Below are 25,828 nucleotides of genomic sequence, written 5' to 3'. Positions count from 1 at the left end.
GCAATCTACACATTGGTCAATCATTACAGATCGAAGAAGGTGATTCGAGGGGGCACGCATGGCTACAGAAAGACTGGGTTTAAAACTAAAAGATGATCCCGATCTCATGATCGAAGATACGGAGGAATCTGCCGCCGGCGTGTCTGTTGAAGACGCGTCCGCCGTCGACGCGCCGGTCGCTGAAGTGCCGGTCGCTGAAGTGCCGCTCAAGGATGGCGGCCTGGCCGTCGAGCGCCTGTACAGCAATCCGGGCGTCGATCCCTATGAAGGGGTGGAATGGGAGAAGCGGACGGCCACCATCGCGGGAGACGGCGGCGATGTCGTCTTCGAGCAGAAGGACGTGGAGATCCCTGCCGACTGGTCGCAACTGGCCACCAACGTCGTCGTGTCCAAGTATTTCCGCGGCCCCCTCGGCACGCCGAAGCGCGAAAACAGCGTCAAGCACATGATCGACCGCGTGGCGGACACGATCGCGGGCTGGGGACGCGCCCAGGGTTACTTCGCATCGGAGGAAGACGCCGACACCTTCCACAACGAACTGAAACAGATCATCCTCCATCAGCGCGCCACCTTCAACAGTCCGGTGTGGTTCAACGTGGGCGTCGAGGACACGCCCCAGTGCTCGGCGTGCTTCATCCTTTCGGTCGACGACTCCATGGAATCCATCCTCGAGTGGTGCAAGGTCGAAGGCATGATCTTCAAGGGCGGTTCGGGGGCCGGGGTGAACCTGTCCCGGATCCGCTCGTCCAAAGAGATCCTCTCTTCGGGCGGCCAGGCCTCCGGGCCGGTCTCCTTCATGCGGGCGGCCGATTCGGTGGCCGGATCCATCAAGTCGGGGGGCAAGACCCGGCGGGCGGCCAAGATGGTCGTCCTGGACATCGATCATCCCGACGTGGTGGAGTTCATCTGGTGCAAGGCGAACGAGGAGCGCAAGGCCTACGCCCTCGGCGACGCCGGCTGGGACATGACCCTGAACGGCGACGCCTGGAGCTCCATCCAATTCCAGAACGCCAACAACTCCGTGCGGGTGACGGACGACTTCCTGGACGCAGTGGAAAAGGACGAGGACTGGACGCTCCAGTCGATCACCAAGAAGAAGCCGATCGAGAGCCTGAAGGCGACGGACGTCATGTCCTGGATAGCGGAAGCGGCGTGGCAGTGCGGCGACCCCGGCATGCAGTACGATACGACCATCAACGACTGGCACACCTGCGCCAACACGGACCGCATCAACGCCAGCAATCCCTGTTCCGAGTACATGCACCTGGACAACAGCGCGTGCAACCTGGCCTCCATCAACCTGCTCAAGTACCTGACCGACGAAGGCACCTTCGACGTGGTGGGGTTCATCCACACGGTCAACATCATGATCATGGCGCAGGACATCATCGTCGACAACGCGAGCTATCCCACGGAAAAGATCGGCGTGAACGCCCGCGCCTTCCGGCAGCTGGGACTGGGCTACGCCAATCTCGGCGCGCTGCTCATGGCCATGGGCCTGCCCTACGACAGCGACGGGGGACGCGCCTTCGCGGGCGCCATCACGGCGCTGATGACCGGGCAGGGATACTACCGGTCCTCGGAGCTCGCCGAAAACCTGGGTACTTTCGAAGGCTATGAGGTCAACAACGAGCCCATGCTGCGGGTCATGCAGAAGCACCGGGACGCGGTGGACGACATCCAGGCGGAGATGGTGGACAAGAACCTGCTGGACGCCGCGCGCACCGCGTGGGACAATGCGCTCGCCCATGGCAAGAAGCACGGGTACAAGAACAGCCAGGCCACGGTGCTCGCGCCCACGGGAACCATCGCCTTCATGATGGACTGCGACACGACGGGAATCGAGCCCGACATCGCCCTGGTCAAGTACAAGCGCCTGGTGGGCGGCGGCACGATGAAGATCGTGAACCGCACCGTGTATTCCGCCCTGGAGAAACTGGGTTACTCCAAGCCGCAGATCGAGCGAATCGTCCATTACATCGATGAGCACGGGACCATCGAGGGCGCGCCCCACCTGCTCCAGGAACACCTGCCGGTCTTCGACTGCGCGTTCCGGACCGAGAACGGAAGCCGTTCCATCCACCACATGGGACACGTGAAGATGATGGCGGCGGCGCAGCCCTTCATTTCGGGCGCCATTTCCAAGACGGTCAACCTCCCCAACGAGGCCACGGTCGAAGACGTCATGAACGTGTGCCTGCAGGGCGGCAAGATGGGGCTCAAGGCCCTGGCCATCTACCGCGACGGTTCCAAGCGCACCCAGCCGCTCAGCACCAAGGCTTCGGAGAACGAAGAAGAGGGCGCCGAGGTCCAGCCCGTTCGCCGGCGGTTGCCGGACGAGCGCGAGGCGATCACGCACAAGTTCAGCATAGCCGGCCACGAGGGCTACCTGACCGTCGGCCTCTTCGAAGACGGCCAGCCCGGCGAGATCTTTCTCAGGATGTCCAAGGAAGGCAGCACGGTATCCGGCATGATGGACGCCTTCGCCACGGCCATATCCGTGTCGCTGCAGTACGGCGTGCCGCTGGAAAGCCTGATCCGAAAGTTCAGCCACATGCGGTTCGAACCGGCCGGATTCACGGGTAGTAAAGAAGTGCCCATGGCCAAGTCCATCACCGATTACATCTTCCGGTGGCTCGCGGTGAAGTTCCTGCCCGAGGACAGCCATTCGGAGATCGTGGCGGACAAGGACATGGACAACACCATGCATTCGAACGCCATGGATCAGACGATGACCGCGCAGGAGAACCAGGAACACGAGGTCTATGTAGCCCAGGCCGACGCGCCGTCCTGCTCGGACTGCGGCAGCCTGATGACCCGCAACGGTTCGTGCTACGTGTGCCGTGAGTGCGGATCGACGAGCGGTTGTTCGTGAGGTAACGGAAACGACCACTGCTCCTCGCCCGGGGAGCGGCGGCATTTCGGGGCATTGGGCGACCGGGGCAGCCGGTGTAGTGATCCAGCTTTTCTGAGCCGCCGGACACCGGGGAATTAAGTACCCGGGGTTCGGCCCTGACCGGGTGCGGGGATACGTCGGGGAGACCCGGCACTTTCTCCGTGCCCGTACGGTCAGGAATCCTCCAGCCCCAGCCTTTCCTTCCAGTTTCTATCCGTAACCATGTAGTACAGGGCGCCCACGGCGGCGACGCTGACCCGAACGATACGGTACGTCAGGGCGGCGGCCAGTCCCGTGGCCTGGGCGACCGTGCCCGGGACCGATCCATCGGCGGTCGTGCTGACGAGGTGGTAGATGTAGATGACCGCGCCTTCCAGCGCGCCGACGCCCCCCGGCACCGGCGCGAAGGTGCCAATGATCTCTGCTGCGGGGATCAGCATCAGGTGGGCCCAGTAATCCGGTGCGGCCGGTCCGGGCAGGAGCGCCATTGCGCAAAAGAAGAAAGCCGACAGCATGAAGACCTGGCCGATCAGGCCGATCAGCAGGGCCTCGGTCAGCGCGCTGCGCCGTGTCTGGTAGAGTGCCAGGCTGCCGGCCAGTTCGGCGAAGAACGGTCCGACGAACCGGAGACGGGTGAGCCGTTGGAATAGGGTCCAGTTCAGTAGCCGGAACCGCAGGGAAACTGCCAGGCACACCAGGCCGGTCAAGGCACCGCCCCAGAAGACCAGTACGGCGATCATGATCTCGCGGTGATGCCAGAGGTCCTGGTTCAGCAGCGCGGCCACCGAGCCGACGATCAGCAGTGCGAGCATGCCGATCAACCGGTCGAGCAGCACCGTGGCCGCGGCGACGGTCCGCCTGGACTTCTGACGCCGTGCAATGCCCACGGCCCGGACGATGTCGCCGCCCGCGGTCCCGGGCGCCAGGTAGTTGAACAAGTTGCTGACGAAGCCCAGGCGGACGGCCTCGCGGAATCCCAGCACCAGCTTCTGGCCCCGGGCGAGGAGGAACCACCGGAAGAAGGCCAGTACGGTCGCTGTCGTGGCCAGTACGACACCGATGCCCAGGAAGGTGAAGTCGATTTCGCGGCGGATGAAATCGACGTAATGGTCGCGGTAGAGGTAGATCAGGTAGGCGAGGGCGCCCAGTGCGACCAGCCACCGGAGCCATCCCCAGATCTTCTTGAGCAGGTTCATTTTGAACGCAGGAAACGATAAGGCCCGGTTCCGGTTCCCGCTATGATTCCTCCTCGGCCTGTCTGATCTGGGCCGGCGACTGAAGCCGGACGCAATGCGTACCCGTGTACGGAGCGTGTTTTCGGAACAAACCGTAGTCTTCCCGACAGGACTCGCAGCAGTACCTTGCGCCCCGGACGTGACGCAGCCGTCCTCCGCAGGATGGGCATGGAGGGACCTTTCTCTGCATCCGGTGGAGTATAGGAGATCCGGCGACCGCCGTCAAGGTATCAGGCTTTGCGGCAGGACATCGAACCAGACCGAAGCGCTCGTCCGCGCGGGAAGCGTCTCACCAGATCAACAGCAGCGCATCTAGCCGGTGAAGCAGCAAGGCTAGTGAGAAACGTGGTGCCCCGGATCGCGGTCCGCCACCAGGTCCAAAGCGATGCCATGCTCCAGCCACGCCTTGAGCGCGGCGAGTACGAGGGAGAAACCGCCCATGGAGTCGAGTGCCATGCCGACGACCTCTTCTTCTGTCCCCTGGAACCCGGCGTTGGAGATCTGAACGAGGGTCGCTTCCGTTCCGTGGGATGTGAAACGCCACTCGACGGTCGTCGCGGGCTCGTCCCATTCGATGAGGATTCTGGAGGGCGGTTCGATCGCCTTGACGCGGACCTCCGCAGAGACTCCGTACATCTCCCACGCCCACGTGACCGTCGCGCCCGGTTCCAGCTTGCCGCTGCTTCCGGTAAACCAGAAGCGCGTGGTGACGGCGGGATCTACGAACGCGTTGAACACTTCTTCGATCGGCCGCCGGACGAGCATCTGTGTGTGTACTGTTGGATTGATCACCTGAGCCTCCAATCTACAACATCCTTAGTCTACAACAGATCAACAACTTCATTGTTACGTAATGTTCTTGGTCATCCTTGACAAGGAACAAAGTCCAAAAACTGCCCGCGACCGGTTTACGTCCTCCGACGTCATAGTATCTCGGCTCGCCGATGCCGGACGCCGAGGCGCCAGGTGTCGGGGTGTCTCCCGGAGCGAAGTGATAGCGGTGTCCTGGCCTGGGACTCACGGCATAAAGATATGTACAATAGATTCGTACGCCTGTAACTTGATTAGTCGGCGCAAGAAGGATTGTACCAGCAATCGATGACAGACTTAAGAGGAACACTTATGCCCAAAACCATAGCCATCGTAGGCGCCCTGGATACCAAGGGAGAGGAATTCGCCTTCGTCAAAGGCGAGATCGAACGGCGGGGCCATAGCACGCTTATTATCGACACGGGCGTCATCGGAGATCCCGCCTTCGAGGCGGACGTGTCCCGGGAACAGGTGGCCGAAGCCGGCGGCACGACGATCGACACGTTGAAGAAGCGCGGCGACCGTGGAGAGGCCATTGACGCCATGGCGGCCGGCGTCGCGGAGATCGCGCGCGGACTGTATGATGCCGGTGTGTTCGATGGGATCATCAGCATGGGCGGTTCGGCCGGCACGGCGGTGGGTACGAGCGCCATGCGGGCGTTGCCCGTGGGGGTCCCCAAGGTGATGGTGTCCACCGTCGCCGCCGGGGACACGACCAATTACGTGGGGATTAAGGACGTTTCGATGATCCCTTCCGTCGTAGACGTTGCCGGTATCAACCGGATCAGCCGCAGGATCTTCGCAAACGCCGCGGGCGCCATCGTGGGCATGGTGGAAGCCGAGGTGAAGGAAGCGGAGGAGGACAAGCCGCTGATTACCGCCAGCATGTTCGGAAATACCACCGAGGCCGTGGACCAGGCCCGGGCCATCATGGAGGAGGCGGGCTACGAGGTCCTGGTCTTCCACTGCACGGGCGCGGGCGGACGGACTATGGAGGGACTAATCGACGAGGGCCTGATCGAGGGCGTGCTCGATATCACTACCACGGAGTGGGCCGACGAACTGGCCGGAGGCGTCCTGGCCGCCGGTCCCGAACGAATGGACGCAGCCGGAAGGGCCGGCATACCCCAGGTTATCGTGCCGGGCTGCCTGGACATGGTGAACTTCTGGGCGCCGGACACGGTGCCGGAGAAGTACCGCGACCGCAAGCTGCACAAGTGGAATCCGAACATCACGCTGATGCGGACCAACGTGGAGGAAAACGCCCGACTCGGCGAGATCATCGCGGAGAAGGCCAATGCTTCGAGCGGGCCGGTATCGATCTTTCTGCCTTTGAAGGGCGTGTCCATTCTCGACAGTCCCGGGAACGAGTTCTGGTGGCCGGAAGCCGACCAGGCGTTGTACGACGCCATAAAAACCAACGTGTCCGCCGACGTATCGGTGACGGAGATGGACTGCAATATAAACGACGCGGCCTTCGCGGAAGCGGTCACCGGCCGGCTGCTGTCCGATTTGAGAGGGTAAGGCCGCAATGCCCGTTATCGACGCTGTCGAGCTCTACCATGTCGCCATGCCCCTGATCTATCCGTGGCGCACGGCCTACGGCAGCGACGAAGTTATCGAGAGCGTCCTCGTCAAGATGCACGCGGGCGATGACGTGGGGTGGGGGGAAACGACCCCGCTTGCACGCCCGACGTACAGTCCCGAATACACGGCAGGTGTCTTCGCCGTAACGCGGGACGTACTCGCTCCGTTGCTGGTCGGCAGGCGGATCGACAGCGGCCGGGACCTGCACGAGGCATGCGCCTGGGTCGCCGGGAATTTCTTCGCCAAGGGCGGCCTGGACGCGGCGTGGTGGGATCTTCACGCCCGGCTGGAGCGCAAGCCGCTCTGGCGACTCATCGGTGGCAGCGGGCCGGTCATCGACGTAGGCGCGGATTTTGGGGTGCAGGACAGCATAGACATGCTGCTGGGCAATATCGAGCGGGCCGTGGAGGCGGGATTCAAGCGGATCAAGCTGAAGTTCAGCCGGGGATGGGACCTCGATATGATCGCCGCGGTACGTTCGGCCTATCCCGACCCGGTTTTCCATATCGATTGCAACAGCGGTTACACGCTGGACGACCTCCCCATGTTCAAGAAACTGGACCGGTACAATCTGGCCATGATCGAGCAGCCCCTGATGCGGGACGACCTGGTCGACCACGCGACACTGCAGCGTCAGATCGAGACCCCGGTCTGCCTGGACGAGAGCATCACCTCGCCCGGCAAGGCCCGCAAGGCGATCGGCATAGGCGCTGCCCGCTGGATCAACATCAAGCCCGCACGGGTCGGCGGCGTGACGCTGGCGCTTGAGGTGAACCGGATCTGCGAGGAGGAAGGTATCCCCTGCTGGACGGGCGGCATGCTGGAATCGGCCCTCGGCGCATCGTTCTGCATGGCCCTGGCGACGCTGCCCAACATGAAATACCCGTCGGATGTCTTCCCCAGCACGCGGTTTTACGAACAGGACCTGAGCGCGCCCGCGCTGGAACTATCAGGACCGTCGCAGATGGTCCTTTCCGACAGTCCCGGGGCCGGGGCGGAACCCGTACCGGAACTGCTGGAACAGCAAACGCTCGATCGGGCCGTGATTAAGGCCGCGCCGTGATTGATGGATCGGGCCACGGGCCATGACTGACTGTCCGGCCCGAAGACCAGGAACGTCGTACTGATCAAGGCGGATCGTGACTGTCCGGCCCGAAGACCATAGAAAACCGGGCCTCACCAGGCGGAACGAAACCATGTCCCCATCGTCATCCCTCTCCCCCTTCAACTACCTGTCCCGCGAAGCGTGGTCGGAACTGCGCGCGGCGACGCCGCTGACACTGTCCGAGGAAGACCTGCAGGAACTGCACGGCATCAACGAAATGGTCTCCCTCGACGAGGTCGCCGAGGTCTACCTGCCCATGTCGCGGTTCATCAATCTGCACGTTGGTGCGGCCCAGCACCTTTACCGGGTCATGGACACTTTTCTCGGCAAGCCGGCCGCCAAGGTGCCTTACGTAATCGGCATCGGCGGCAGCGTGGCGGTAGGTAAAAGCACCACAGCCCGTATCCTGCAGGCCCTGCTCAGCCGGTGGCCGAATCACCCCCGGGTGGATCTGGTCACGACAGACGGGTTCCTGTTTCCCAACCGCGTGCTTGAGGAAAGAGGGCTTATGCACCGGAAGGGATTCCCGGAAAGCTACGATCTGAGGCGGCTGGTGCAGATGATGGCGGACGTGAAGTCGGGCCTCGAATCGGTCGCTGTCCCGGTCTACAGACACCTGATCTACGATATCGTGCCGGGCGTCGAAAAGACGATCACGCAGCCGGATATCATCGTCCTCGAAGGGCTGAACATCCTTCAGACCGGCCATCACCTGACCGGCGACGCGTCGCCCCGCGTCTTCGTCTCCGATTTCATCGATTTCTCGATCTACGTGGAAGCCGAGGAACACGACCTGGAGCAGTGGTACGTCGATCGCTTCCTGAGGCTGCGGGACACCGCGTTCCGGAATCCGGAATCCTACTTTCACCACTACGCGGGGTTCAGCACGGAAGAGGCCGTGGAGACGGCTAAAGGTATCTGGCAGGACATCAACCTGGTGAACCTGCGCGAGAACATCATACCGACGCGCGAACGGGCGGACCTGATCCTGGAAAAAGGCACGAACCACCGGGTGACGGGCGTATACCAGCGGAAGTTGTAGAGGTGAGTCGGTCCCCAGGCGGGCGCATCTGAGCAGTGGATCCGCTGTGCGACCGGTACTCCGCAGCCGCCTGTCGTGATCATTCCTCCAGAAACCGTTTCAACACGTTGGACGTGACCCTTGATACCACGTCGTCCACGAGGATCGACGAAGGATAGGTGATCGATCCCACGGAAAACACCATCCCGCCGCTGTCCGTCTCGTGGACGACCATCTCGGCCCCGCCGTCGTCCACGTTGGTTCCCTTGGCGAGCAGATGGGTGTTCGGCGGTGAGTTGGACGTGATCTTGTCGGTCTCGTGACCCGACGCTCCGCCGGGCACCCGTTCGTGCAGGCTCGCCTCCCCGAAGATGTCTCCCTCCGCAACGCCGGTACCTTCGAAGACCCAGTGGTCCGCGTCGATCACGCGATAAGGCGCGCTGGTCATGATCCCCGTCCGCGTAAAGGCCACGCCGAGGAGGTTGGCCTCGGACTCGTTGTAGATGTTGAACCGGCTTTCGATGCCCTCCCCGGGGCGGTCGAGCGAATCGATATTGCCGTTCTTCACCTTCATCGTGTATTCGTCGACGAACTCGACCTCGCAGTTTAGTCCGTTGCCCCCCAGGTACATGAGCCGTCCGCCGGAATCGAACACCCACTCCTTCAGCCGGTAGTACATGTCCCGCGACCAGTATTCCGGATGGGTCGTGGTGATCAGCACCCGGTACCCTTCCAGGGGAAGCGTGCCGTCGTGGAACTGCGTCTCCGCGTAGAGGTCGTATTCGAAGCCCTCCCGCTCCATCCACGCCAGGAACCGCCACTCCGCCGGCGCCACGTGGCAGGCCGCCCGTCCCCGGATCATGTCGGTGGCCTCCGTGTCCGCGGGGATATGATTGATGGGTTCCGGCCGGTCGAAGGAAAGCGGCGCGTAGTCGTCGGCGCTGTACATCCGGTGCGCTGAATCGGTATATCGCTTCAGGTCGTACCGGGCGTTGACCGTGGGTTTCGGGGGAAAGGCGTCGGCGTGGATGTAGTTGCTGCGCCCCCCGAAGTTGTTGTAGGCGTTCCAGTTCATGTTGGCGGCCAGCACGGCGACGTCCGTCGTCGGCGCGGCAGGCGCGACGATCCAGGGGAAGGAAAAGAACCCTCCGGACTCCGTGGAGGCGTGGAGGTAGTGGAGCCCGGACCGGTCCGGGGCCTCGACGTACTGCTTGTGGGCGGGATTGGTATAGCCCTGGGTATTCCAGCGAACGCCGGTACGGGTGTAGTCGCCGTCGGGCGTGATCTGCATGGTGGCGCGGGGACCGTGTTCATCGTACCAGCCGATGTTCCGGACGAATTCCTTCTTCCATCCGTAGCGGTACAGTTCGAGCTGGTAGGCCTCCACGGCGTGCACGCGGAATTCCGATTTCTCCCCGGACCGGATCCACTTGGGCCACATGTAGCCCAGCAGGTCGTCCCGCAGCAGTCTGAAGTGATAGGGCCGGCCGTCCTGCGGCGTCATGAGCACGCTCTTGAATCCGTAGTCCCGGCAAGCCAGCGTGACCTTGTACTCCCGGCCTGGCGCGACGTCCGTGTAGACCGCTCCCGTGGCCCGCGAAAGCGCCTCGATGGACTCGCCATCGGATTCGAATTCCAGGAGCACATTCGGCAGGGCGACGTATCGTTCGTCGCTGACGTAACCTACAAGCATCTCGGACCTCCGGCTGGCGGATGGCAGATGGCGCATTCGAAAACGGGAAAAGAAGCGGACTGTGAGATAATACCGCGGACGGTCTGGAACAAACCCGGCCCCGGTACACAATGTACACCGTGCTTCTCCGCCGTCAACCATGCCGCCCGCTGGTTTCGGCAGACCGGTCGGCAGGCGGGCCGGCAGGTGGACCGGCGCCTACCGATTTACCTTTGACATGGAATCGTGACGGACGTTACCTTGGCAGTCCATGTAGTGAGACAAGTCCCACATACGATCTTTATTCGATAAGGACCCTGGCATCGTGCCTGCCTGCCGGTTGAAAGATATTGCGCGCCTGGCCGACCCCGGCGACAACGTGGCCATCGTCTCCCGGCGATTGGAAGCCGGCACGGACGTGATAGGCGACTCCGGCGCGACCTTTTCCCTCGCCCATACCTTGCTGGAAGGGCACCGCTTCGCCATCCGGCCCATACCGGCCGGGGAGTCCGTCCTCTCCTGGGGACTGCCCTTTGGCCGGGCGACCCGGGACATCGCGCCGGGCGATTACATCCGCAACGCCGACATACTCGATGCGCTCCGTGTCCGGAAAGTGAAATTCACCCTCCCGGATCAGCCCAATTTCGAAGACCGCGTGGTGCCCTACGAACTGGACGAATCCGTCTTCACGCCCGGTGAACAGGTTCCGCTCGTCGACAGCCCGCCGACATTCGAGGGATACGACCGCGGCGCTACGCGGGGAGTCGGGACCCGCAACTATATCGTCCTGCTGGGCATTACGTCTCAGACGGCCGGTTTCGTACGGCGGCTGGAATCGATGCTGAAGGACCAGGCGGACCGGTACCCGAACGTAGACGGCGTGGTGGCGGTGGCCCACACCGAGGGCGGCGCGGGGGTGGACCCCAACAACCGGGAACTCGTGCTGCGGACGCTGGCGGGATTCATGGTCCATTCCAACGTGGGTGCCGTGCTCGCGGTGGACCGCGGGACCGAAGTCGTGACGGACCGGATGCTTGAGAATTACATGCGGCTCAACCGCTATCCGTTGAACGACGTGCCGCACCGATTCGAAACGCTCGAAGGTGGATTTGAAGAGGACCTGGCGCGCTGCGCGGGGATCGTCACCGGATGGTTCGAGACGGTCAACCGCGTCGCCCGGAAGCCGGCGTCGGCGGCTCATCTGAACATCGTGCTCCAATGCGGCGGTTCGGATTCGTTTTCTGGCATTTCGGGCAATCCCCTCGCAGCGCTCGTGGCCCGGGAGATCATTCGCTTCGGGGGAAAAGCCAATCTCGCGGAGACGGACGAACTCATCGGCGGCGAGCCCTACGTGCTGGACAATGTCCGTGACATCGAGACGGCCCGCACCTTCCTCCACATGATCGAACGGTTTCAGGAACGCACGGCGTGGCACGGCCAGTCGGTCGACGCCAACCCGTCCGGAGGAAACAAACTCAGGGGGATCTACAACATCGTGCTCAAGTCCATCGGCGCGGCACGGAAGCGCCACCCGGACGTACGCCTCGACTACGCCATCGACTACGCGGTACCGATGAAGGATCCGGGGTACTACTTCATGGACAGTCCGGGCAATGACCTGGAAGCCATCGCGGGACAGGTGGCGTCCGGCGGCAATCTCATCTTCTTTATAACCGGGAACGGATCGATCACCAACTTCCCCTTCGTTCCGACGATAAAGTTCGTGACGACTACCAGGCGGTACCAGATGCTGTCGGGAGAAATGGACGTGAACGCCGGCGCTTACCTGGACGGGGAGTCCATGGAGGACCTGGGCCGGCAGACCATCGGACTGACTTTGCGGGCAGCCTCCGGAGCGCTTACCTGCGGCGAAAAGGCGGGTCACAGCCAGACCCAGATCTGGCGCGACTGGCGGCAGACGGACGGTAGCCGGCTCCAGCTCCTCCGCGACCGTCCCGCGCCGACAGGCAGACCGCTGGAGGTCCGGCTGGAAGGGAATTCGCCGCCATCGTCATCTCGTTTTACGATGCCCGTGTTCGAATCAAGCGGATCCCGTGCGACCGACCGCATCGGCCTCATACTGCCCACCAGCTTGTGCTCCGGCCAGATCGCCCGCATGGCAGCGGAACGGCTGAGCGAAAAAGGCGTGGGGCGCGGCGCCGGAATTTCCCGCTTCGTCGCCCTGGTGCACACCGAGGGGTGCGGCGTATCGGGCGGCGTATCGGAGGAGATGTACATCCGTACCATGACCAGCTACCTGACCCATCCGATGACGGCGGCCGCCTTGCTCCTGGAACACGGTTGCGAGCGCACGCACAACGACTTTTACCGGGATCAATTGGTCGACCGCGGTATCGATCCCGCGGGATTCGGCTGGGCCAGCGTGCAGCTCGATGGCGGTATCGAGAATGTCATCGAGCGTGTCGAGGCCTGGTTCGCCGAAACCTTGCGTCATTGTGAGGCGCCTGTAGCGGGAGAGGCCGGGGTTTCCGGTCTAAGACTTGGCGTGGCAACGTCCGGTCCGGTTTCCGATGTCGTTTCCGAAGCGTTATCGCGTTTGACCCTCGACGTCGTCAACGAGGGCGGAACGGTCGTCGTGCCGGACAACGCCGCGCTGCTGCTGCATCCGGCTTTCCTTTCGCGCCTGGTGGACGGAGCCGCTTCCCCGACGTTGACCTACGGCGAGTCCGCGTCGGTACCCGGGCTGCACGTCATGGAGACGCAGACGACCCACTGGGTGGAGACCCTGACCGGACTGGGCGCGGCCGGTGTGGAGCTGGTCGTTGCCGGCGTCGGCACCCACCCGCTCCCCGGCCATCCCATGATACCGGTCTTGCAAGTAGGCGCAGATGACCTGCCCGGGCCTTTTCACGAAGACGTGGATCTCGTCCTGACCGGTGGACCGGCGAAGTGGCGCGAAGGCGTGCTGGACCTGATCCGGAACACGGCCGCCGGGAATCACCCGCCAAGGGCGGCGGTACTCGGCAACACCGACTTCCAGGTTACCCGCGGACTCCTCGGCGTCTCGGTGTGAAGCGCGCTGGATGCGGACCGCCCGGTGTCATGACTGGCAGCCCCGACGGACACGCATCGCACGATCAACCTGAAGATTACGGAGACCTGAATGCCTCGTGAAATAGTCCGACCCGACCGGCTGGATCTCGACTCGCCGGGGCGCAGAGACTACTGGGTCGCCCTCGAACACGATTCGCTCTGGGCGGACCATCTCATCCCCTTGACGGTCATGGTCGGGCCCGATGTCCGCGAAGGCCGGGGACTCCTGGCCAGCGGGTCCAATCACGGCAACGAATACGAAGGGCCGGTGGCGATCAAGCGCCTGATGACGGAGATCCAACTGGAAGAGGTGGTCGGGCGGCTGATCTTCATCCCCGTGCTCAACCCCTCGGCCTTCCATGCGGGCCGCCGGGCGAGCGACACCGATGACGGGGTCAACCTGAACCGGGCATTCGTGGATGGCGCGGGCACCTCGCCGGCCCTTGCGGGCATCACCCACCGTATCGCCCAGTTCGTGCGAGAATATCTCTGGCCCCGCGTGCACGTCGTGACGGACATCCATTCCGGCGGCGCCGAACTCGACTTCGCCCAGTGTTCCAGTTTTCACGAGGTGGATGACCCGGACCAGGCGGCCGTCATCGAAGACACGGCGCGCTGGTTCGGCACGCCCTTCGTGATGGCGTACCAGAACGAGACGCCCGGACTCATGGTCAGCGAAGCGGAGCGGCTGGGAAAGATCACCATCGGAACCGAGTTGGGCTGGGGAGAATCGGTCAACCCGGACGGCGTCCGCTATGCGCGACAAGGGATACTTGCCGCGGCCGTCCACCACGGCCAGCTCACCGGTGACATCCAGCCCATCGCCCATCACGCCGACGGCACCCAGAAGCTGACGGCCATCATCGACCGGGCATGCTACGTGCCGGCGCCTTTCCCGGGGCATTACGAACCGCTCATGGCCTGCGGAACGCGCGTGGAGGCTGGGCAGGTCGTGGGTAACCTGCACGATTTCTACCGCGTGGACGATCCGCCCTGGCCGGTGCGCGCGGGCGTGGACGGCTACGTACTGTCGCAGGCGTTCCGTCAGCCGGTCAGGCAGGGCAGCCACATCCTCGTCGTGGCCCAGGAATTTCGGTCGCGGTAGAATCCTGAGTAGTCGATCCCCACCAGTCGGCAGACGGAAGCGTATTCGCATTGAAAAACACGGATTCCCGCTCGCAACGCCTCGAAGACCATCCCGACCGGCTGAAGTGGAACGCGCGGTACCTGTCGCCGAAGCGCTTGGCGCCCAGGGGTTTCTGCCCGCTGTACGAAAGCGCCGCCGGGCTGGGGTATCCTGAAGGACCGGTACTGGAACTCGCCTGCGGCCTGTCGGCCCAGGCCCTCGCCCTGGCCGGAGACGGACGCGAGGTGCTTGCCGTCGACATATCGGACGTGGCCCTGGACCGTCTTCGCGCGGAGGCCCTGGAACAGGGACTCGAATCCCGGCTTACCTGCGTGGAAGCGGACCTGAATGCCTGGCGTCCGCCCGCGGGCCGGCGGTTCGCGCTCGTAATCTGCGTGATGTACTGGGAGGAGGCGGTCTTCGATTATGCCTGGCCCGTGGTCGCCGATGGCGGACTTTTGGCCTGGCAGGGCTTTACCCTGGACCACCTGCGATACCGGTCCGCGCAGAACCCGGACTGGTGCCTCAAGGCGGGAGAACCGGCGAGCCGTCTGCCCACTGACGAGTTTACCGTGCTGCACGAAGAGGATGTGGACGAAGGCCACCGGGTGATCCGGCGCATGGTGGCCAGGAGAAACCCAACCAGAAGGAACCCGAACTGATACCCGGCAGGGAGACGAGTATGCAAGGACGACGAATCGCCATATTGAGCCCGGGAGAGATGGGCCATTCCGTGGGACGATGCCTCCTCGAGGGTGGCTTCGACGTGGCAACCTGTCTAACCGGCCGAAGCGAAAGGACCCGCACGTTGACGGTGGCCGCGGGTATACGTGACGAGCCGGACCTGGACGCGTTGGTGCGGGACTCCGACCTGATCCTGGCCATCCTGGTGCCCGATCAGGCCCTGGCGCTCGCCGGCCAGGTGGCGGAGGCAATGAAGCGGAGCGGATCCTCGCCGGCCTATGCAGACTGCAACGCCGTCTCCCCGGATACGGCAAGAGCGATCGGCCGGGTCATCACCGGCGCCGGAGGCCGCTTCATCGACGCCGGCATCATCGGCGGACCTCCCGGCGCAGACGAAAAGACCCGCTTCTATGCTTCGGGTCCCCACGAGGCCATACTCGCGCAACTGGATGGCCACGGGATCCTTGTCCGGCCGCTGGGCGGTGAGGTGGGCAGGGCGTCGGGTATCAAGATGTGCTATGCCTCGGTAACCAAGGGGACCTCCGCCCTCCATGCCGCGGCGCTTACCGCCGCCGAGGTCATGGGCCTGGGCGAGGAACTGCTGGCGGAATTCGCCGAAAGCCAGGCACCGCGCCTCAAGGCGATGGGCGGCGTCAACAGCCTGTCGGCCAAGGCTTTCCGCTGGATCGGCGAAATGCGTGAAATCGCGGCGACGTACGAACAGGCCGGGGTATCGTCCGGCTTTCACGAGGGCGCCGAACACATCTTCCGCCTCATCGCCGAAAGCCCAATCGGGCACGAACGGCCCGAGACCGTGGATCGCGGCCGCACCCTGGAACAAACGGTGGCCATCTTCGCCGAAGAGGTGCGCAGACGTTCACGCGATGCCGGGAAAGGATGAGCGCCATCCCCTCGATCCAGACCATCGGCATACCGGTCCGCAGCGTCAACTGGGTCCGGGTCTTCCCCACCCTGGACGCGGCCGGCCGGGACTGCCTGGTGGCCGTGATGGGCCAGCAGGCGGCCGGGTTCACCGTCGTGAAGATAGATCCGGCCACCGGCACTACGTCCCAGGCGACGTCGCCCGATCCCACCGCCAACTTCCCCACGGGCGCGCTTCGCACCCGCGACGGCCGGGTCTACATCGGCGCGGCCTACGCCGGCCACCTCTACCGGTACGATCCCGCGACGGAACGACTGGACGAACTGGGCGCCATCAACCTGCCCGACGATACTTTTCCGTGCAACATGGATGAAGACGCGGACGGCGTGATCTGGATCGGATGCTACGGGTCTGCCGGCCTGACGAACTACGATCCGGCGACCGGTGCGTTCACCCGCCACGGGCGGATGGACGATACCGACATGTATTGCTATCCCTACGTCGGCGCCGGGGGAACGATCGCCTGCAACATCAAGATGACCCGCCCGCACGTGGTCGTCTACGATCCGTCATCGGGCGAGCGCAGGACCGTGGGGCCTGCGGTGGTGACAGAGGACGGGGGTTCGCTGAACCTGTACCGGGCGGCCGACGGGCAACTCTACATCCGGTCCTCCGCGGGCTATTTCCGCGTCGATGGATTTGAAGCCGTACCCGTGGAAGACCTTCCGGACCCGGCGCCGCCCCCGACCCTCTCCGATGGATCTACGGCGGATTTCGCGGACCGCGAAACCCAGATGTTCCACGAGATGGCCATTACCCGTCCGGGGACCGGCGAGACGCGGACTTTACCCGTAGCCTACGAGTCCGCGGGCAGCGAGATCTTCCTGGTCCATCGCGGCCCCGACGACAACATCTACGGGTCGAGCATCCTGCCGCTGCACCTGTTCCGTTTCGATCCCCGGTCTCATGCCATGGACGATCTCGGCATTTGCACCACGGCGACCGGGGAAGCCTATTCCATGGCCAACATGGACGGCAAGCTCTACATCTGTTCCTACCCGGGCGCCATGCTGTCGGTGTACGATCCCGCCCTGCCCTATCAATTTGGTAAAGATCCCGGCAGTAACCCGCGTGACCTGGACCGCATGGACGAGATATCCTATCGCCCGAGATCCATGGTCGCCGGACCCCAAGGCCGGGTGTGGACGGCCTCGGTACCGAACTACGGCATGTGGGGCGGACCGCTGTCCTGGTACGATCCGTCCACAGACCAGTTCGGGACCTACCGCGACATCGCCGGGGAAGCCAGTTGCTGGTCGCTGGCCTGGCTTAGAGCCCATGATTTACTCGCCGTCGGGACGACGATCGATGGTGGTACAGGCACACAGCCGCGTGTGGAGGAAGCGTCGCTGTTCCTGTGGGACTACGAGGCGGAGGAGAAGGTGTGGGAAGACCGGCTTCCGGTTGTGGCTACGGCCGTCAACGCGCTGGCCGTCCTTGACGGCGACCTGCTATGCGGGACGGCCCATGCAGGTTCCGAATCCCATTTCTTCGTTTTCCGTCCCGGCGACCGTCGGTTTACGCAAACGGTTCCCCTGCCCGGCGGCCGCGCCCTGGACGGTGGAGTCCAGATCGGTCCGGACGGTGGCGTGTTCGGATTCACGACCGACTGTTTCTACCGTTTCGATCCGGCGGACGGGACTGTAACCGCAGTTCACGAAGAGCGCGGCGCCTTCCAGAATCCCGGTCCGATGACCAGGGACGGGGTCTACTTCACAAAGAAGCACGAGCTGAAGAAACTGGTCTTCTGAAGTGCACAGTCCAACCAGGTCCAGACTGGGTATTTGTAGTATAAATAATTGTAATAAATAGATATAATACCTATTTTCATTAACCGGTCACATTGTAGCCACGAACCGGGTACATAGTGCTTGACAACCCTTCCCGCCGTCCGTAATTATCAGGCAGCAACTGTAGCCGAATCGTCAGTTTAGAAGAGGAATCACATGTCGAAGTTTCGTTACAGGACCCTTAGTCGATACGTGTTATACGGCACGCTGGCAGCCGCGTTTATTGCCCAGCCGGATGCGGCCCGGGCGCAAAACAGCGCTACATCCTGGGAAATTAATAAATCTGCAATTATCGACCTCCCGCGGACCCACCCCGCGGCACCCTACCTGCCAGACCTCGTCAAGCGTCTCGCGGCCAGCCAGGGCGGCGGCCAGCCGGTATCCGAGGCGGAGTTCCTCGCACTGTTCGACCGGCCCGAAAGCCGCGAAGTCTATGCGTCCCAGTTGATCAAGGTAGCCACCCCTCGCAGCGTCGCGATTCAGAACAAGGCTCACAAGGATTACTCCCGCGTGTTTCTGTCGGAAAAACGAGTGAAGCGCGGTGTCGATTTTCTCGAGGAAAAGAAAAACCTGCTGGACGCGGCGGAACAGAAGTATGGCGTGGCCCGGAAGGATATCGTGTCTATCCTGATGTGGGAATCGGGCCTGGGCGAGTTTACAGGCAACTACCGCGTGTTCAACGTCCTGGTCGCCCAGTTGCTGTACATGGAAGAAGCGCAGCAGGCAGCGGTCCGGAGGATCAAGTCAAGGGGCGAAGCCGATCCGCTGGCCTCCGCCGAGGTGGCCAAAAAACAGGAAGAACGCTTTGCCAAGATACGGCGTCGATGCGTCGGCAACCTGGTGGCCCTGCTCCGCCAGAGCAAGGCAACCGGCGTCGATCCGCTTTCCCTCCACGGTTCCTGGGCGGGAGCTATCGGATACCCCCAGTTCATGCCCGCCAGCATGCCCCACGCCGCGGACGGCGATGGGGACGGCAGAATCGACCTGCACTCCTGGCCCGACGCCGTCATGAGCGTGGCCCGCTACCTCAAGGAACGGGGAAAGTACGGTCCTACCGACGCCGCGCGACGAAAGGCCATCTTCAGTTACAACCCCCTCGACTCGTACGTCAACGGCGTGATCAAGTATGCGGAGGCCGTCTGGGCGAGGCGCTAAGGCCCGCTCAACGGATATATATCAGGCCTTGTTGCGCGGCAGAGTCCTACTGCAGATCAAGTACTTCTTAGGGTAGATTCTACTGGAATCAAATCCTACAGGGCGATGATCCGCCGGATGCGCTCGGCGGTTTCCCGCATGGCGCCGTCGTCGCCACCGACCTCGCTGACCAGGGCCCCGTCGAAATCGATGCCGCGCAATTCGGCCATGACCGCCGGCCAGTCCGTGTCGCCGTCCATCAGCTGGACCCAGGCGCCTTCACCGCGCCGGAAGTCCTTCACGTGCACCTTGAAGATCCGGCTTCCCAGTTCCCGGATCCACATGTCCGGGTAACCGTAGAGGATCATGTTGGCGGTATCCAGGTAGATCCCGACGGCGGGCGACCCGACCTCATCCACGAGTTGCCGGGCTTCCCGGGGACTCAGCATGAACTGGTTCCACACGTTCTCGATGCCGATCCGTGTCCCGCGCCGTTCCGCCTCGGGCGCCAGGGCGCGCAGGGCGTCGCGGAAGTTGTCCCAGGTCGTCCCGTAGGAACTCGCCGGATCGAGCGCTCCGGGATGCAGGAGGAGGGCGTCCACACCCAGGATCTCGGCTATTTCAAAACCCCGCTTAAGGATAGCAACCCGCTTCGTCCGTTCGTCCGCGGACGGCGATAACAGGGAACCGGCATCCCGGCGTATGGCGATCATGGAGCACAGTTCGAGTCCGTGATCTCTGCAGGCGTCCCCGACGGCTGCGATCTCCAACGTGGAAGCGTCTATATTCGGAGATCCCTCATCGGAGAATACCAGTTCGATGGCCTCGTAGCCCAGGCCGCGGGCCCTGGAAAGGTCCTCCTCCAGATCCTGGCGGCGGAGACAGAGTTGGGTAATGCCCGGTTTCATGGGAAAGCGGCTCCTTGGAAGCGGTTCCTCCATATCCATCATATCGATGTGGAACATTAAAATTGAAGTTCACAGACGTACCAGGGTAGGTTATATTAAAAGGAACAAAACGCAAGCGAATTGCGCTGAAACGAGAAGGATGACTTCTGAAACGAGGAGGCATGCCATGATACGTGTACTGGCGCGGTGGTGCTTCGCCCTGGCGCTGGTCGGCCTGGTGGCGGAATCCGCCGACGCCCAGCCCAGGAACCTGGCTCCGAGGCTGGGCCAGCCCGCACCGGAGTTCAGCCTGCAGGACGTCAACGGCGAGACGGTCAACTTCGCCGATTTCAAGGGCAGCAGAAACCTGCTGGTGGTCGTCGACCGCGGCTGGATCGGCTACTGGTGACCCCTTTGCTTACGGCAACTGGGGCAGTTGCAATCCGATTACGAACGTATAGCGGCACTCGACACGGAACTACTCTTCATCAATCCTGAAGATCTCGACCAGACCAGAGACTTCGTCGCCAAGTCGAAAGTCACGCGGGAAGCGCTCTCCTTCCCCGTACTCGCCGACCCGGATCGGGCCATACCCACCAAGTTCAAGATCCAGAAAACGACCGACAAGGGTGAGGAAGTCATACCCACCGCCTTCATCATCGACAAGGAAGGCGTCCTTCGGTTCAAGTACGTGGGCTCGGATCCCTTCGACCGGCCTTCGACCGACAGCCTGGTAGAAATCCTGGGTATGATCGAGGGTTGATCAGGTTTGAGGCAGGGATCAGGCCTCGAGGTTGTAGTCAGGGATTGAGGTTCAAGTCAGGTTTTGAGGTCCCTGATCTCGTCAGAAACGAATTCGACCAGGACCTGGGATTCGATCCAGATCTCATAGAGCGGTCCGCCCAGCCTCGGCCGAAAGCGGTGGTGGAGTTCATGTTTTTCTGCCACCGCTTTCAAATGGTCGAGGCTTTGCTCTGTTTCAAGCATGCAATGGGTTGAGTTGAAGTTTTGTTTCTCTTCGGCCAACAGGTATTCTGCTGCGTACTGGCCGGGGCAGAGCAGGTAGCGGTTCGGAATAAACTCAACCAGTTCGCCCATCTGTTTATCCCAGGCACATACCCACGCGCCTTCCATGGTCCTGGAAGGGAAGGGGTACGTGAATCCAACCGTCAACTCCGCCAGTATCCCTGCCGCCCGTTTCGGATTTTCCGCCGTGATGGATAGGTGCTTGATCTGCATTAGAAGTGTTGAATCCCTCCAGAAGTTCGTATCCTCAGTCGAAGAACAAGGTAAAATACCGACCGGTCGTATCAACCCTCAAGGCCGCAGTCGATTACATGCATTCGGCGATTCGATCTTCGATCTCCGCCAATTCTTCGAACAACTCCTCCGTACGTTTCCAATCTTCCTGCGTGGCATAATACTGCGCCAGGCCGTATGACTCGGCTTTCTTCACCATCCACTCCGCGGTTTCCGTTTGGCCCGTCGACTTCATGAAGTCGGCCGCATCCAGGCAGCGACGGGTGCCTATCGGAAGGACGAAATGGACCAGCATCCCCGCAAAGGCTTGCGACGGACGATCACGGATCACCTCGGCGGCCAGGCGGAAGGCCTTCGACCCCCCAAAAAAGAGCGGGCCGGAAGGAGCCGCATGAATCAGTTCCCGTGCGTTTTTAAGGGTATCCTCCAGCATGTCATCGGTCGACACTTGGCGCTCCTCCAGAAAATCACCGCGCAGCGTGTATGCGCAAGTCGCGTAACCGAGTTCAGTGGCATTCCACGCCCGCATGAGATCATCGACCGGCAGTACCGCAAAGGGATAGAACTGCGGATCATGCACTTGCACCCGGTCGCCTTCGAGTTTCAAGGCAACAATGAAATGGTCTCCTCCGCGCTTCAGCTTGTGATTCGGATCGTAGGGAAGGAAGCCCAGGTCCAGGGGGCCAAGCAGTACAGGACCCTTCTTTAGGGATTCCTTCAGTGCATCTAGAGCTTCTTCGGCATCGTCGCCCTCCCATAAGGTACAGTTCCAGCCCAGGATGTTCAGAGCACGGGACAGCCCGGTGTGCGGATTGAGGTCGGCGTGACTCGGGAAGAACAGGGGCGTTTCAAACCGCATGAAAAGGGTACCGAACGGCATACCCGTCATGCACTCCAGCAGGCCGGCATCCGGTAGATTGACCATGCCGGCCTGTTTCAAACACATGTGAAGACTGTTGCTGTAGCAATAGTGGCTGTTCCCCGTGTATGCGGTGTACACTTGATTCTCCTCTCGCAGCGGTGGTGCTGAACGTCGGCGGGACGGGATATGGACTCCGTATCGGAATCCATTCTACAGAACATATACTATACAATTGTTTAGTATACGTCAAGGGATACGAGAGGAAAAACGGTTCAGGGAAGTCACTATGTCCTTTCAAGCCCGATTCCAATACTCTCCACCGATTCGTCGATTTGCTCCAGGTACCGCATTGCCGCCTCATAGGTGGGCATCAGTACACGCTCCTCGTCCACCTCCCCGTCCAGGTACTGATTCGCCAGCCACAGGTAAATCGCCATTTCGTATATACTTCGATTTGGTTCTCGAGGGAAGGCGCCGTATCCCTCGTAGAAGGCGTCGGGCGTCGGACCGATCTGTTTCAACCGGAACAGGTCCAACCGGACAAGGTCCCAGGTCGGGTCTCCTGACCAGGCGTATTCCCAGTCGAGCCATGCTGAACAGGTCCAGTGGCCGGCTACCTCGTGAACAAGCACATTCCAGGGATGGGGGTCGTTGTGCAACAGGACCATTGGTCTTTCGTTCAGCAGGGGAACCGCCTGTTCCAGCACGTTCTTCATCGACGACAGGTCGAAACGCAATCCCAAGTCCCGCCTCAGCAGACGATTCGCGTGCTGTACAGCCTGGTGGAATTGGAAGTCGCCCCAGGACCCTTCCTCAAACGGCTGGACGCGTTCCCCTACGATCACGCCCGAGCAGCGATCCGGCAACTGGATCGAATGCACTTTTCGTAAAGCTGTTCCGGCAGACTGCCAGGCTTGAGTGCGCTGCACTTCGGTCAAGGTATCTACGACGTTGCCCAGGAGGTGTCCCGGCCTGTATTCCATCAGCACGGCACGTGTGCTTTCATCTTCGTGCTCTGCGAAGATGGCCGGCACGGGTACACCGTACTCGAGAAGCAGGTCGTGTAAATAGCGCTCTTTTTCTAGCCTGTGGAGGTTATCGCTTGAATCGTAGGGCCAATCGTATTCACGAAGGATATAACGCGTGTCGTCATTCAGGGTGACCAACGATGTCCGGTTGGTTACGCCATAACCGATTGGTTCTACGCCGTGTACCGTTTGCTCGATTCCGGCACTATCCAAAAGGGACACGATGATCGACTTGGATTCAGTATACTGCACCGGATGCGCTCCAGCATGTATCTTAATGATAACCATAGTTCAACTTTGGTCGAACTACCTGTCTTAAACTAACTATCGAGTGGATGTATGGACAGGTATAATGAAAGTCCCGATCTCCGTTGAACACGAACTGAAAGACCTTGATCCGAATGACCTGGTCTCTACCTTCATCTAGTCCGAATGAGTGATACTCCGTTGTAACGAAATACAAAATCATCCTTGCATACAGCCCGTTTCCGAAGCCACTCCGAAAAGGAACCCACCATGCCCAACGACCATGACCTGCGGTACGCCGCCGACGACTACCAGTCACCCAACAACCGGAATTTCACCACGGACGCCATCCACGGTGGGTACCACGGCACGTCATCCGCGGTGCCGATCTACCAGGGGAATACAAATTACCGCGATGGTTATGAAGGGACGAACTCCTACGGCCGCGGACTGGACAAGGCGGGCGGACCCACCAGCGGTGCGCTCGAAGAACAGGTGAAGGTCCTGGAAGGCGCGGAGTGGGCGCAGGCGACCTCGTGTGGCATGTCGGCGGTCAGCCAGACGTTGTTCGGCCTGCTTCGGAGCGGCGACCGGGTGGTCTGTCACGAGACCGTTTACGCCGGGACAAGCATGTTGTTCCGGGACGTGCTGCCGGTGAAATGGGGCGTGGATGTCCACATGGTCGACATGTGCGACCTGGACGCCCTGAAGAAAGCGCTGGAGAAACCCGCCCGGATGGTCTATTTCGAGCCGTACGCCCACTCCATGGAATTCATCGACCTGGCCCGCGCCGTCGACCTGGCACACGATGCAGGCGCCCTGGTCGTGGTCGACAACACCTTTCTATCGCCCTACCTTCTGCGGCCCCTGCACTACGGCGCCGACGTGGTCCTCCACGCCATGACCAAGTACATGGCCGGGCATGGCGACGCCCTTGCCGGAATCGTCTCCGGTCGTGACGAAGAGGTCCGAAAGCAGATTCATTACATGCGGATCCTGATGGGCGGCGTGCTGGCGCCCATGAACGCCTTCCTCGTACATCGGGGCCTCAAGACCCTGGCATTCCGGATGGAACGGCACTGTGCCAGTGCCCAGAAGGTGGCGGAGTACCTGGGACAGCACGAAAAGGTAGCCCGGGTCGACTACCTGGGCCTGCCTTCCCATCCGAATCACGGGGCCGCGACCGGGTACCTTCACGGTTTCGGCGGAATGATGCGTTTCTATGCCCGTTCCGGCGTGTCGCTCGACACTTTCATCGGCCGTCTAAAAATGTGCGAGCCGTGGTACAGCCTGGGCGACGTGGAGACGTTGATTCTGCCCTCGGGCGAAAGCGAAGGCGAGAAGGGCGGTTTTGGAGCGCGTGTTTCTGTGGGACTCGAAGACCCGGACGACATCATCACCGACCTGGACCAGGCGCTGGATGCGGCGTAGGGTTATCAGTGCATTTCTGTGATGGAAAGATGGTATGGGGACCGCGCGGCCTCTCATACCTAATCGGTCAATCCCCAGCATTAATCAAGAGCGAGCGACTTCTCAACCTCAGCCGGTACGGATATAGTGACGAACCTTGCCGCAGGATAGAGATAGTCCTCTCCACTCTCGTCAATTACCCGGAGGTCACCATCATCCCTTGCCGCTTCGTCACCGACAACGCGGTAGATTTTGTGTTTTTCCAATGATGCCGTGTAGTCCGTGTTGTCAATGCAGACAACGTAATTACCAGGGTTTCTGTTACTTCCTTTATTCATAGGAAACAGAAGGCTCACGTAGCTGATCAGCTTAACTATTCAGACGCACCCTGTAGAAACATCTGCCAACCTCAAACCACCTTCTCAACCTCCACCTCAACCGGCGCGTCCGGCTTGACGACAGGCGGCAGACTGTATCGCAGGACAAAGAAACCCAACACACCCGACAGCAGCGAACCCACGATGATTCCCAGCCGCTCGTCGAACATGTCGTGGAATTCGGTTTCGCCGAAGGCCAGGGAACCGATGAACAGGCTCATGGTGAATCCGATTCCGCACAGGACGCTCGCCCCGTAGAGACCGGACCAGGTCATCCCCGAGGGCAGGGTCGCCACTTTGAGCTTGATGAACAGCCAGCACAGCGCGAAGATCCCGATCTGCTTGCCCAGGAACAGGCCGAGTGCGACCCCGACGGGTACACCGTGGAATGCCTGCTCGTACGTAATGCCGCTTAAAACGACGCCGGAGTTGGCGAAGGCGAAAACAGGAAGGATGACGAAGGCCACGGCCGTATGCAGATCGTGCTCCAGGACCTTGAGCGGCGATACGTCGGGATCGGTCCTGGACCGCATGGGTATGAATGCGGCCAGGATTACGCCCGCCAGTGTCGCGTGCACACCGGACTTGAGCAGCGCGATCCACAGGATTACGCCGACCATCATGTAGGAACTGTGGGAGACCCAGTTCCGGTTGTTCAGGAAGCACAGCACCAGTACGCAGCCCGGGGCCACCAGCAGGGC

22 protein-coding genes are annotated in these 25,828 nt (G+C 61.8%); 13 read left to right on the top strand and 9 right to left on the bottom strand.

The window, feature by feature from the left end; genetic code table 11:
- Positions 1 to 58: 58 nt before the first annotated feature.
- Positions 59 to 2,875 carry a vitamin B12-dependent ribonucleotide reductase gene (locus OXG98_07685; GenBank protein MCY3771883.1) on the top strand — a complete coding sequence of 939 codons (2,817 nt, stop codon included), beginning with the start codon at positions 59 to 61 and terminating at the stop codon, positions 2,873 to 2,875.
- Positions 2,876 to 3,069: 194 nt separating this feature from the next.
- Here OXG98_07685 and OXG98_07680 read toward each other — a convergent pair whose 3' ends face one another.
- Together OXG98_07680 and OXG98_07675 are read right to left on the bottom strand one after the other, a co-directional pair.
- Positions 3,070 to 4,092, bottom strand: a complete 1,023-nt coding sequence (locus OXG98_07680) for a lysylphosphatidylglycerol synthase transmembrane domain-containing protein (protein MCY3771882.1) — start codon at positions 4,090 to 4,092, stop codon at positions 3,070 to 3,072.
- 372 nt (positions 4,093 to 4,464) lie between these two features.
- Positions 4,465 to 4,896 carry an SRPBCC family protein gene (locus OXG98_07675; protein ID MCY3771881.1) on the bottom strand — a complete coding sequence of 144 codons (432 nt, stop codon included), beginning with the start codon at positions 4,894 to 4,896 and terminating at the stop codon, positions 4,465 to 4,467.
- A gap of 357 nt (positions 4,897 to 5,253) precedes the next feature.
- On the opposite strand from OXG98_07675, the gene OXG98_07670 reads away from it, so the two are divergent.
- From OXG98_07670 to coaA, 3 genes are all read left to right on the top strand, one after another.
- Positions 5,254 to 6,465, top strand: a complete 1,212-nt coding sequence (locus OXG98_07670; GenBank protein ID MCY3771880.1) for a Tm-1-like ATP-binding domain-containing protein — start codon at positions 5,254 to 5,256, stop codon at positions 6,463 to 6,465.
- 7 nt (positions 6,466 to 6,472) lie between these two features.
- The gene (gene menC, locus OXG98_07665; GenBank protein MCY3771879.1) at positions 6,473 to 7,591 is read left to right on the top strand and encodes an o-succinylbenzoate synthase; all 1,119 of its coding nucleotides are present in this window, start codon (positions 6,473 to 6,475) and stop codon (positions 7,589 to 7,591) included.
- 133 nt (positions 7,592 to 7,724) lie between these two features.
- Positions 7,725 to 8,675, top strand: coding sequence for a type I pantothenate kinase (gene coaA, locus OXG98_07660; GenBank protein MCY3771878.1), 951 nt, complete (start codon positions 7,725 to 7,727; stop codon positions 8,673 to 8,675).
- Between the two features lie 79 nt (positions 8,676 to 8,754).
- Here the strand turns inward: coaA and OXG98_07655 are convergent, their stop codons facing one another.
- Complete coding sequence (locus OXG98_07655; protein MCY3771877.1) at positions 8,755 to 10,347, bottom strand: carboxypeptidase regulatory-like domain-containing protein; 1,593 nt, start codon at positions 10,345 to 10,347, stop codon at positions 8,755 to 8,757.
- Positions 10,348 to 10,651: 304 nt separating this feature from the next.
- On the opposite strand from OXG98_07655, the gene OXG98_07650 reads away from it, so the two are divergent.
- From OXG98_07650 to OXG98_07625, 6 genes are all read left to right on the top strand, one after another.
- The gene (locus OXG98_07650; GenBank protein ID MCY3771876.1) at positions 10,652 to 13,360 is read left to right on the top strand and encodes a UxaA family hydrolase; all 2,709 of its coding nucleotides are present in this window, start codon (positions 10,652 to 10,654) and stop codon (positions 13,358 to 13,360) included.
- Between the two features lie 90 nt (positions 13,361 to 13,450).
- Positions 13,451 to 14,485 (top strand): succinylglutamate desuccinylase/aspartoacylase family protein, encoded by a 1,035-nt coding sequence (locus tag OXG98_07645; protein MCY3771875.1) that lies wholly within the window; start codon positions 13,451 to 13,453, stop codon positions 14,483 to 14,485.
- 50 nt (positions 14,486 to 14,535) lie between these two features.
- On the top strand, positions 14,536 to 15,168 hold the full coding sequence (locus OXG98_07640; protein ID MCY3771874.1) for a class I SAM-dependent methyltransferase: 633 nt from the start codon (positions 14,536 to 14,538) through the stop codon (positions 15,166 to 15,168).
- A gap of 20 nt (positions 15,169 to 15,188) precedes the next feature.
- Complete coding sequence (locus OXG98_07635) at positions 15,189 to 16,091, top strand: DUF1932 domain-containing protein (protein MCY3771873.1); 903 nt, start codon at positions 15,189 to 15,191, stop codon at positions 16,089 to 16,091.
- A complete protein-coding gene (locus OXG98_07630; protein MCY3771872.1) occupies positions 16,088 to 17,884 on the top strand; it encodes a hypothetical protein in 1,797 nt (598 codons plus the stop codon). Before OXG98_07635 ends, OXG98_07630 begins: the two co-directional genes overlap by 4 nt.
- A gap of 195 nt (positions 17,885 to 18,079) precedes the next feature.
- Positions 18,080 to 19,078: a lytic murein transglycosylase gene (locus OXG98_07625; protein ID MCY3771871.1), complete on the top strand. Its 999-nt coding sequence runs from the start codon at positions 18,080 to 18,082 to the stop codon at positions 19,076 to 19,078.
- Positions 19,079 to 19,173: 95 nt separating this feature from the next.
- On the opposite strand, the gene OXG98_07620 is transcribed toward OXG98_07625, so the two are convergent.
- Positions 19,174 to 19,965 carry a sugar phosphate isomerase/epimerase gene (locus tag OXG98_07620; GenBank protein ID MCY3771870.1) on the bottom strand — a complete coding sequence of 264 codons (792 nt, stop codon included), beginning with the start codon at positions 19,963 to 19,965 and terminating at the stop codon, positions 19,174 to 19,176.
- A gap of 166 nt (positions 19,966 to 20,131) precedes the next feature.
- On the opposite strand from OXG98_07620, the gene OXG98_07615 reads away from it, so the two are divergent.
- Both OXG98_07615 and OXG98_07610 read left to right on the top strand, forming a co-directional pair.
- Positions 20,132 to 20,353, top strand: coding sequence for a redoxin domain-containing protein (locus tag OXG98_07615; protein ID MCY3771869.1), 222 nt, complete (start codon positions 20,132 to 20,134; stop codon positions 20,351 to 20,353).
- An 18-nt stretch (positions 20,354 to 20,371) separates the two neighbouring features.
- On the top strand, positions 20,372 to 20,707 hold the full coding sequence (locus OXG98_07610; protein MCY3771868.1) for a redoxin domain-containing protein: 336 nt from the start codon (positions 20,372 to 20,374) through the stop codon (positions 20,705 to 20,707).
- Positions 20,708 to 20,763: 56 nt separating this feature from the next.
- Here the strand turns inward: OXG98_07610 and OXG98_07605 are convergent, their stop codons facing one another.
- The 3 genes from OXG98_07605 to OXG98_07595 all read right to left on the bottom strand — a co-directional run bounded on the left by OXG98_07605 (position 20,764) and on the right by OXG98_07595 (position 23,382).
- A complete protein-coding gene (locus tag OXG98_07605) occupies positions 20,764 to 21,042 on the bottom strand; it encodes a hypothetical protein (GenBank protein ID MCY3771867.1) in 279 nt (92 codons plus the stop codon).
- Between the two features lie 235 nt (positions 21,043 to 21,277).
- Positions 21,278 to 22,204, bottom strand: a complete 927-nt coding sequence (locus tag OXG98_07600; GenBank protein ID MCY3771866.1) for a hypothetical protein — start codon at positions 22,202 to 22,204, stop codon at positions 21,278 to 21,280.
- Between the two features lie 146 nt (positions 22,205 to 22,350).
- Positions 22,351 to 23,382, bottom strand: a complete 1,032-nt coding sequence (locus OXG98_07595) for an aminoglycoside phosphotransferase family protein (protein ID MCY3771865.1) — start codon at positions 23,380 to 23,382, stop codon at positions 22,351 to 22,353.
- 228 nt (positions 23,383 to 23,610) lie between these two features.
- On the opposite strand from OXG98_07595, the gene OXG98_07590 reads away from it, so the two are divergent.
- Positions 23,611 to 24,771 carry a PLP-dependent transferase gene (locus OXG98_07590; GenBank protein MCY3771864.1) on the top strand — a complete coding sequence of 387 codons (1,161 nt, stop codon included), beginning with the start codon at positions 23,611 to 23,613 and terminating at the stop codon, positions 24,769 to 24,771.
- An 80-nt stretch (positions 24,772 to 24,851) separates the two neighbouring features.
- Here the strand turns inward: OXG98_07590 and OXG98_07585 are convergent, their stop codons facing one another.
- Together OXG98_07585 and OXG98_07580 are read right to left on the bottom strand one after the other, a co-directional pair.
- Positions 24,852 to 25,088 carry a hypothetical protein gene (locus tag OXG98_07585; GenBank protein MCY3771863.1) on the bottom strand — a complete coding sequence of 79 codons (237 nt, stop codon included), beginning with the start codon at positions 25,086 to 25,088 and terminating at the stop codon, positions 24,852 to 24,854.
- 71 nt (positions 25,089 to 25,159) lie between these two features.
- Positions 25,160 to 25,828 (bottom strand): Na+/H+ antiporter NhaA (locus OXG98_07580; protein MCY3771862.1); only part of this gene is annotated, 669 nt, incomplete at its 5' end.

The sequence above is a fragment of the Gemmatimonadota bacterium genome, from assembly GCA_026706345.1.
GTDB lineage: Bacteria > JAAXHH01 > JAAXHH01 > JAAXHH01 > JAAXHH01 > JAAXHH01.
This window is presented reverse-complemented; position numbering and strand designations above follow the sequence as displayed.

Bases quoted from the DNA above. Each gene is read 5' to 3' on its own strand.
- OXG98_07685 (MCY3771883.1), top strand. From the start codon at position 59: ATGGCTACAGAAAGACTGGGTTTAAAACTAAAAGATGATCCCGATCTC.
- OXG98_07680 (MCY3771882.1), bottom strand. From the start codon at position 4,092: ATGAACCTGCTCAAGAAGATCTGGGGATGGCTCCGGTGGCTGGTCGCA.
- OXG98_07675 (MCY3771881.1), bottom strand. From the start codon at position 4,896: ATGCTCGTCCGGCGGCCGATCGAAGAAGTGTTCAACGCGTTCGTAGAT.
- OXG98_07670 (MCY3771880.1), top strand. From the start codon at position 5,254: ATGCCCAAAACCATAGCCATCGTAGGCGCCCTGGATACCAAGGGAGAG.
- menC (MCY3771879.1), top strand. From the start codon at position 6,473: ATGCCCGTTATCGACGCTGTCGAGCTCTACCATGTCGCCATGCCCCTG.
- coaA (MCY3771878.1), top strand. From the start codon at position 7,725: ATGTCCCCATCGTCATCCCTCTCCCCCTTCAACTACCTGTCCCGCGAA.
- OXG98_07655 (MCY3771877.1), bottom strand. From the start codon at position 10,347: ATGCTTGTAGGTTACGTCAGCGACGAACGATACGTCGCCCTGCCGAAT.
- OXG98_07645 (MCY3771875.1), top strand. From the start codon at position 13,451: ATGCCTCGTGAAATAGTCCGACCCGACCGGCTGGATCTCGACTCGCCG.
- OXG98_07635 (MCY3771873.1), top strand. From the start codon at position 15,189: ATGCAAGGACGACGAATCGCCATATTGAGCCCGGGAGAGATGGGCCAT.
- OXG98_07630 (MCY3771872.1), top strand. From the start codon at position 16,088: ATGAGCGCCATCCCCTCGATCCAGACCATCGGCATACCGGTCCGCAGC.
- OXG98_07625 (MCY3771871.1), top strand. From the start codon at position 18,080: ATGTCGAAGTTTCGTTACAGGACCCTTAGTCGATACGTGTTATACGGC.
- OXG98_07620 (MCY3771870.1), bottom strand. From the start codon at position 19,965: ATGAAACCGGGCATTACCCAACTCTGTCTCCGCCGCCAGGATCTGGAG.
- OXG98_07615 (MCY3771869.1), top strand. From the start codon at position 20,132: ATGATACGTGTACTGGCGCGGTGGTGCTTCGCCCTGGCGCTGGTCGGC.
- OXG98_07605 (MCY3771867.1), bottom strand. From the start codon at position 21,042: ATGGGCGAACTGGTTGAGTTTATTCCGAACCGCTACCTGCTCTGCCCC.
- OXG98_07595 (MCY3771865.1), bottom strand. From the start codon at position 23,382: ATGGTTATCATTAAGATACATGCTGGAGCGCATCCGGTGCAGTATACT.
- OXG98_07590 (MCY3771864.1), top strand. From the start codon at position 23,611: ATGCCCAACGACCATGACCTGCGGTACGCCGCCGACGACTACCAGTCA.
- OXG98_07585 (MCY3771863.1), bottom strand. From the start codon at position 25,088: ATGAATAAAGGAAGTAACAGAAACCCTGGTAATTACGTTGTCTGCATT.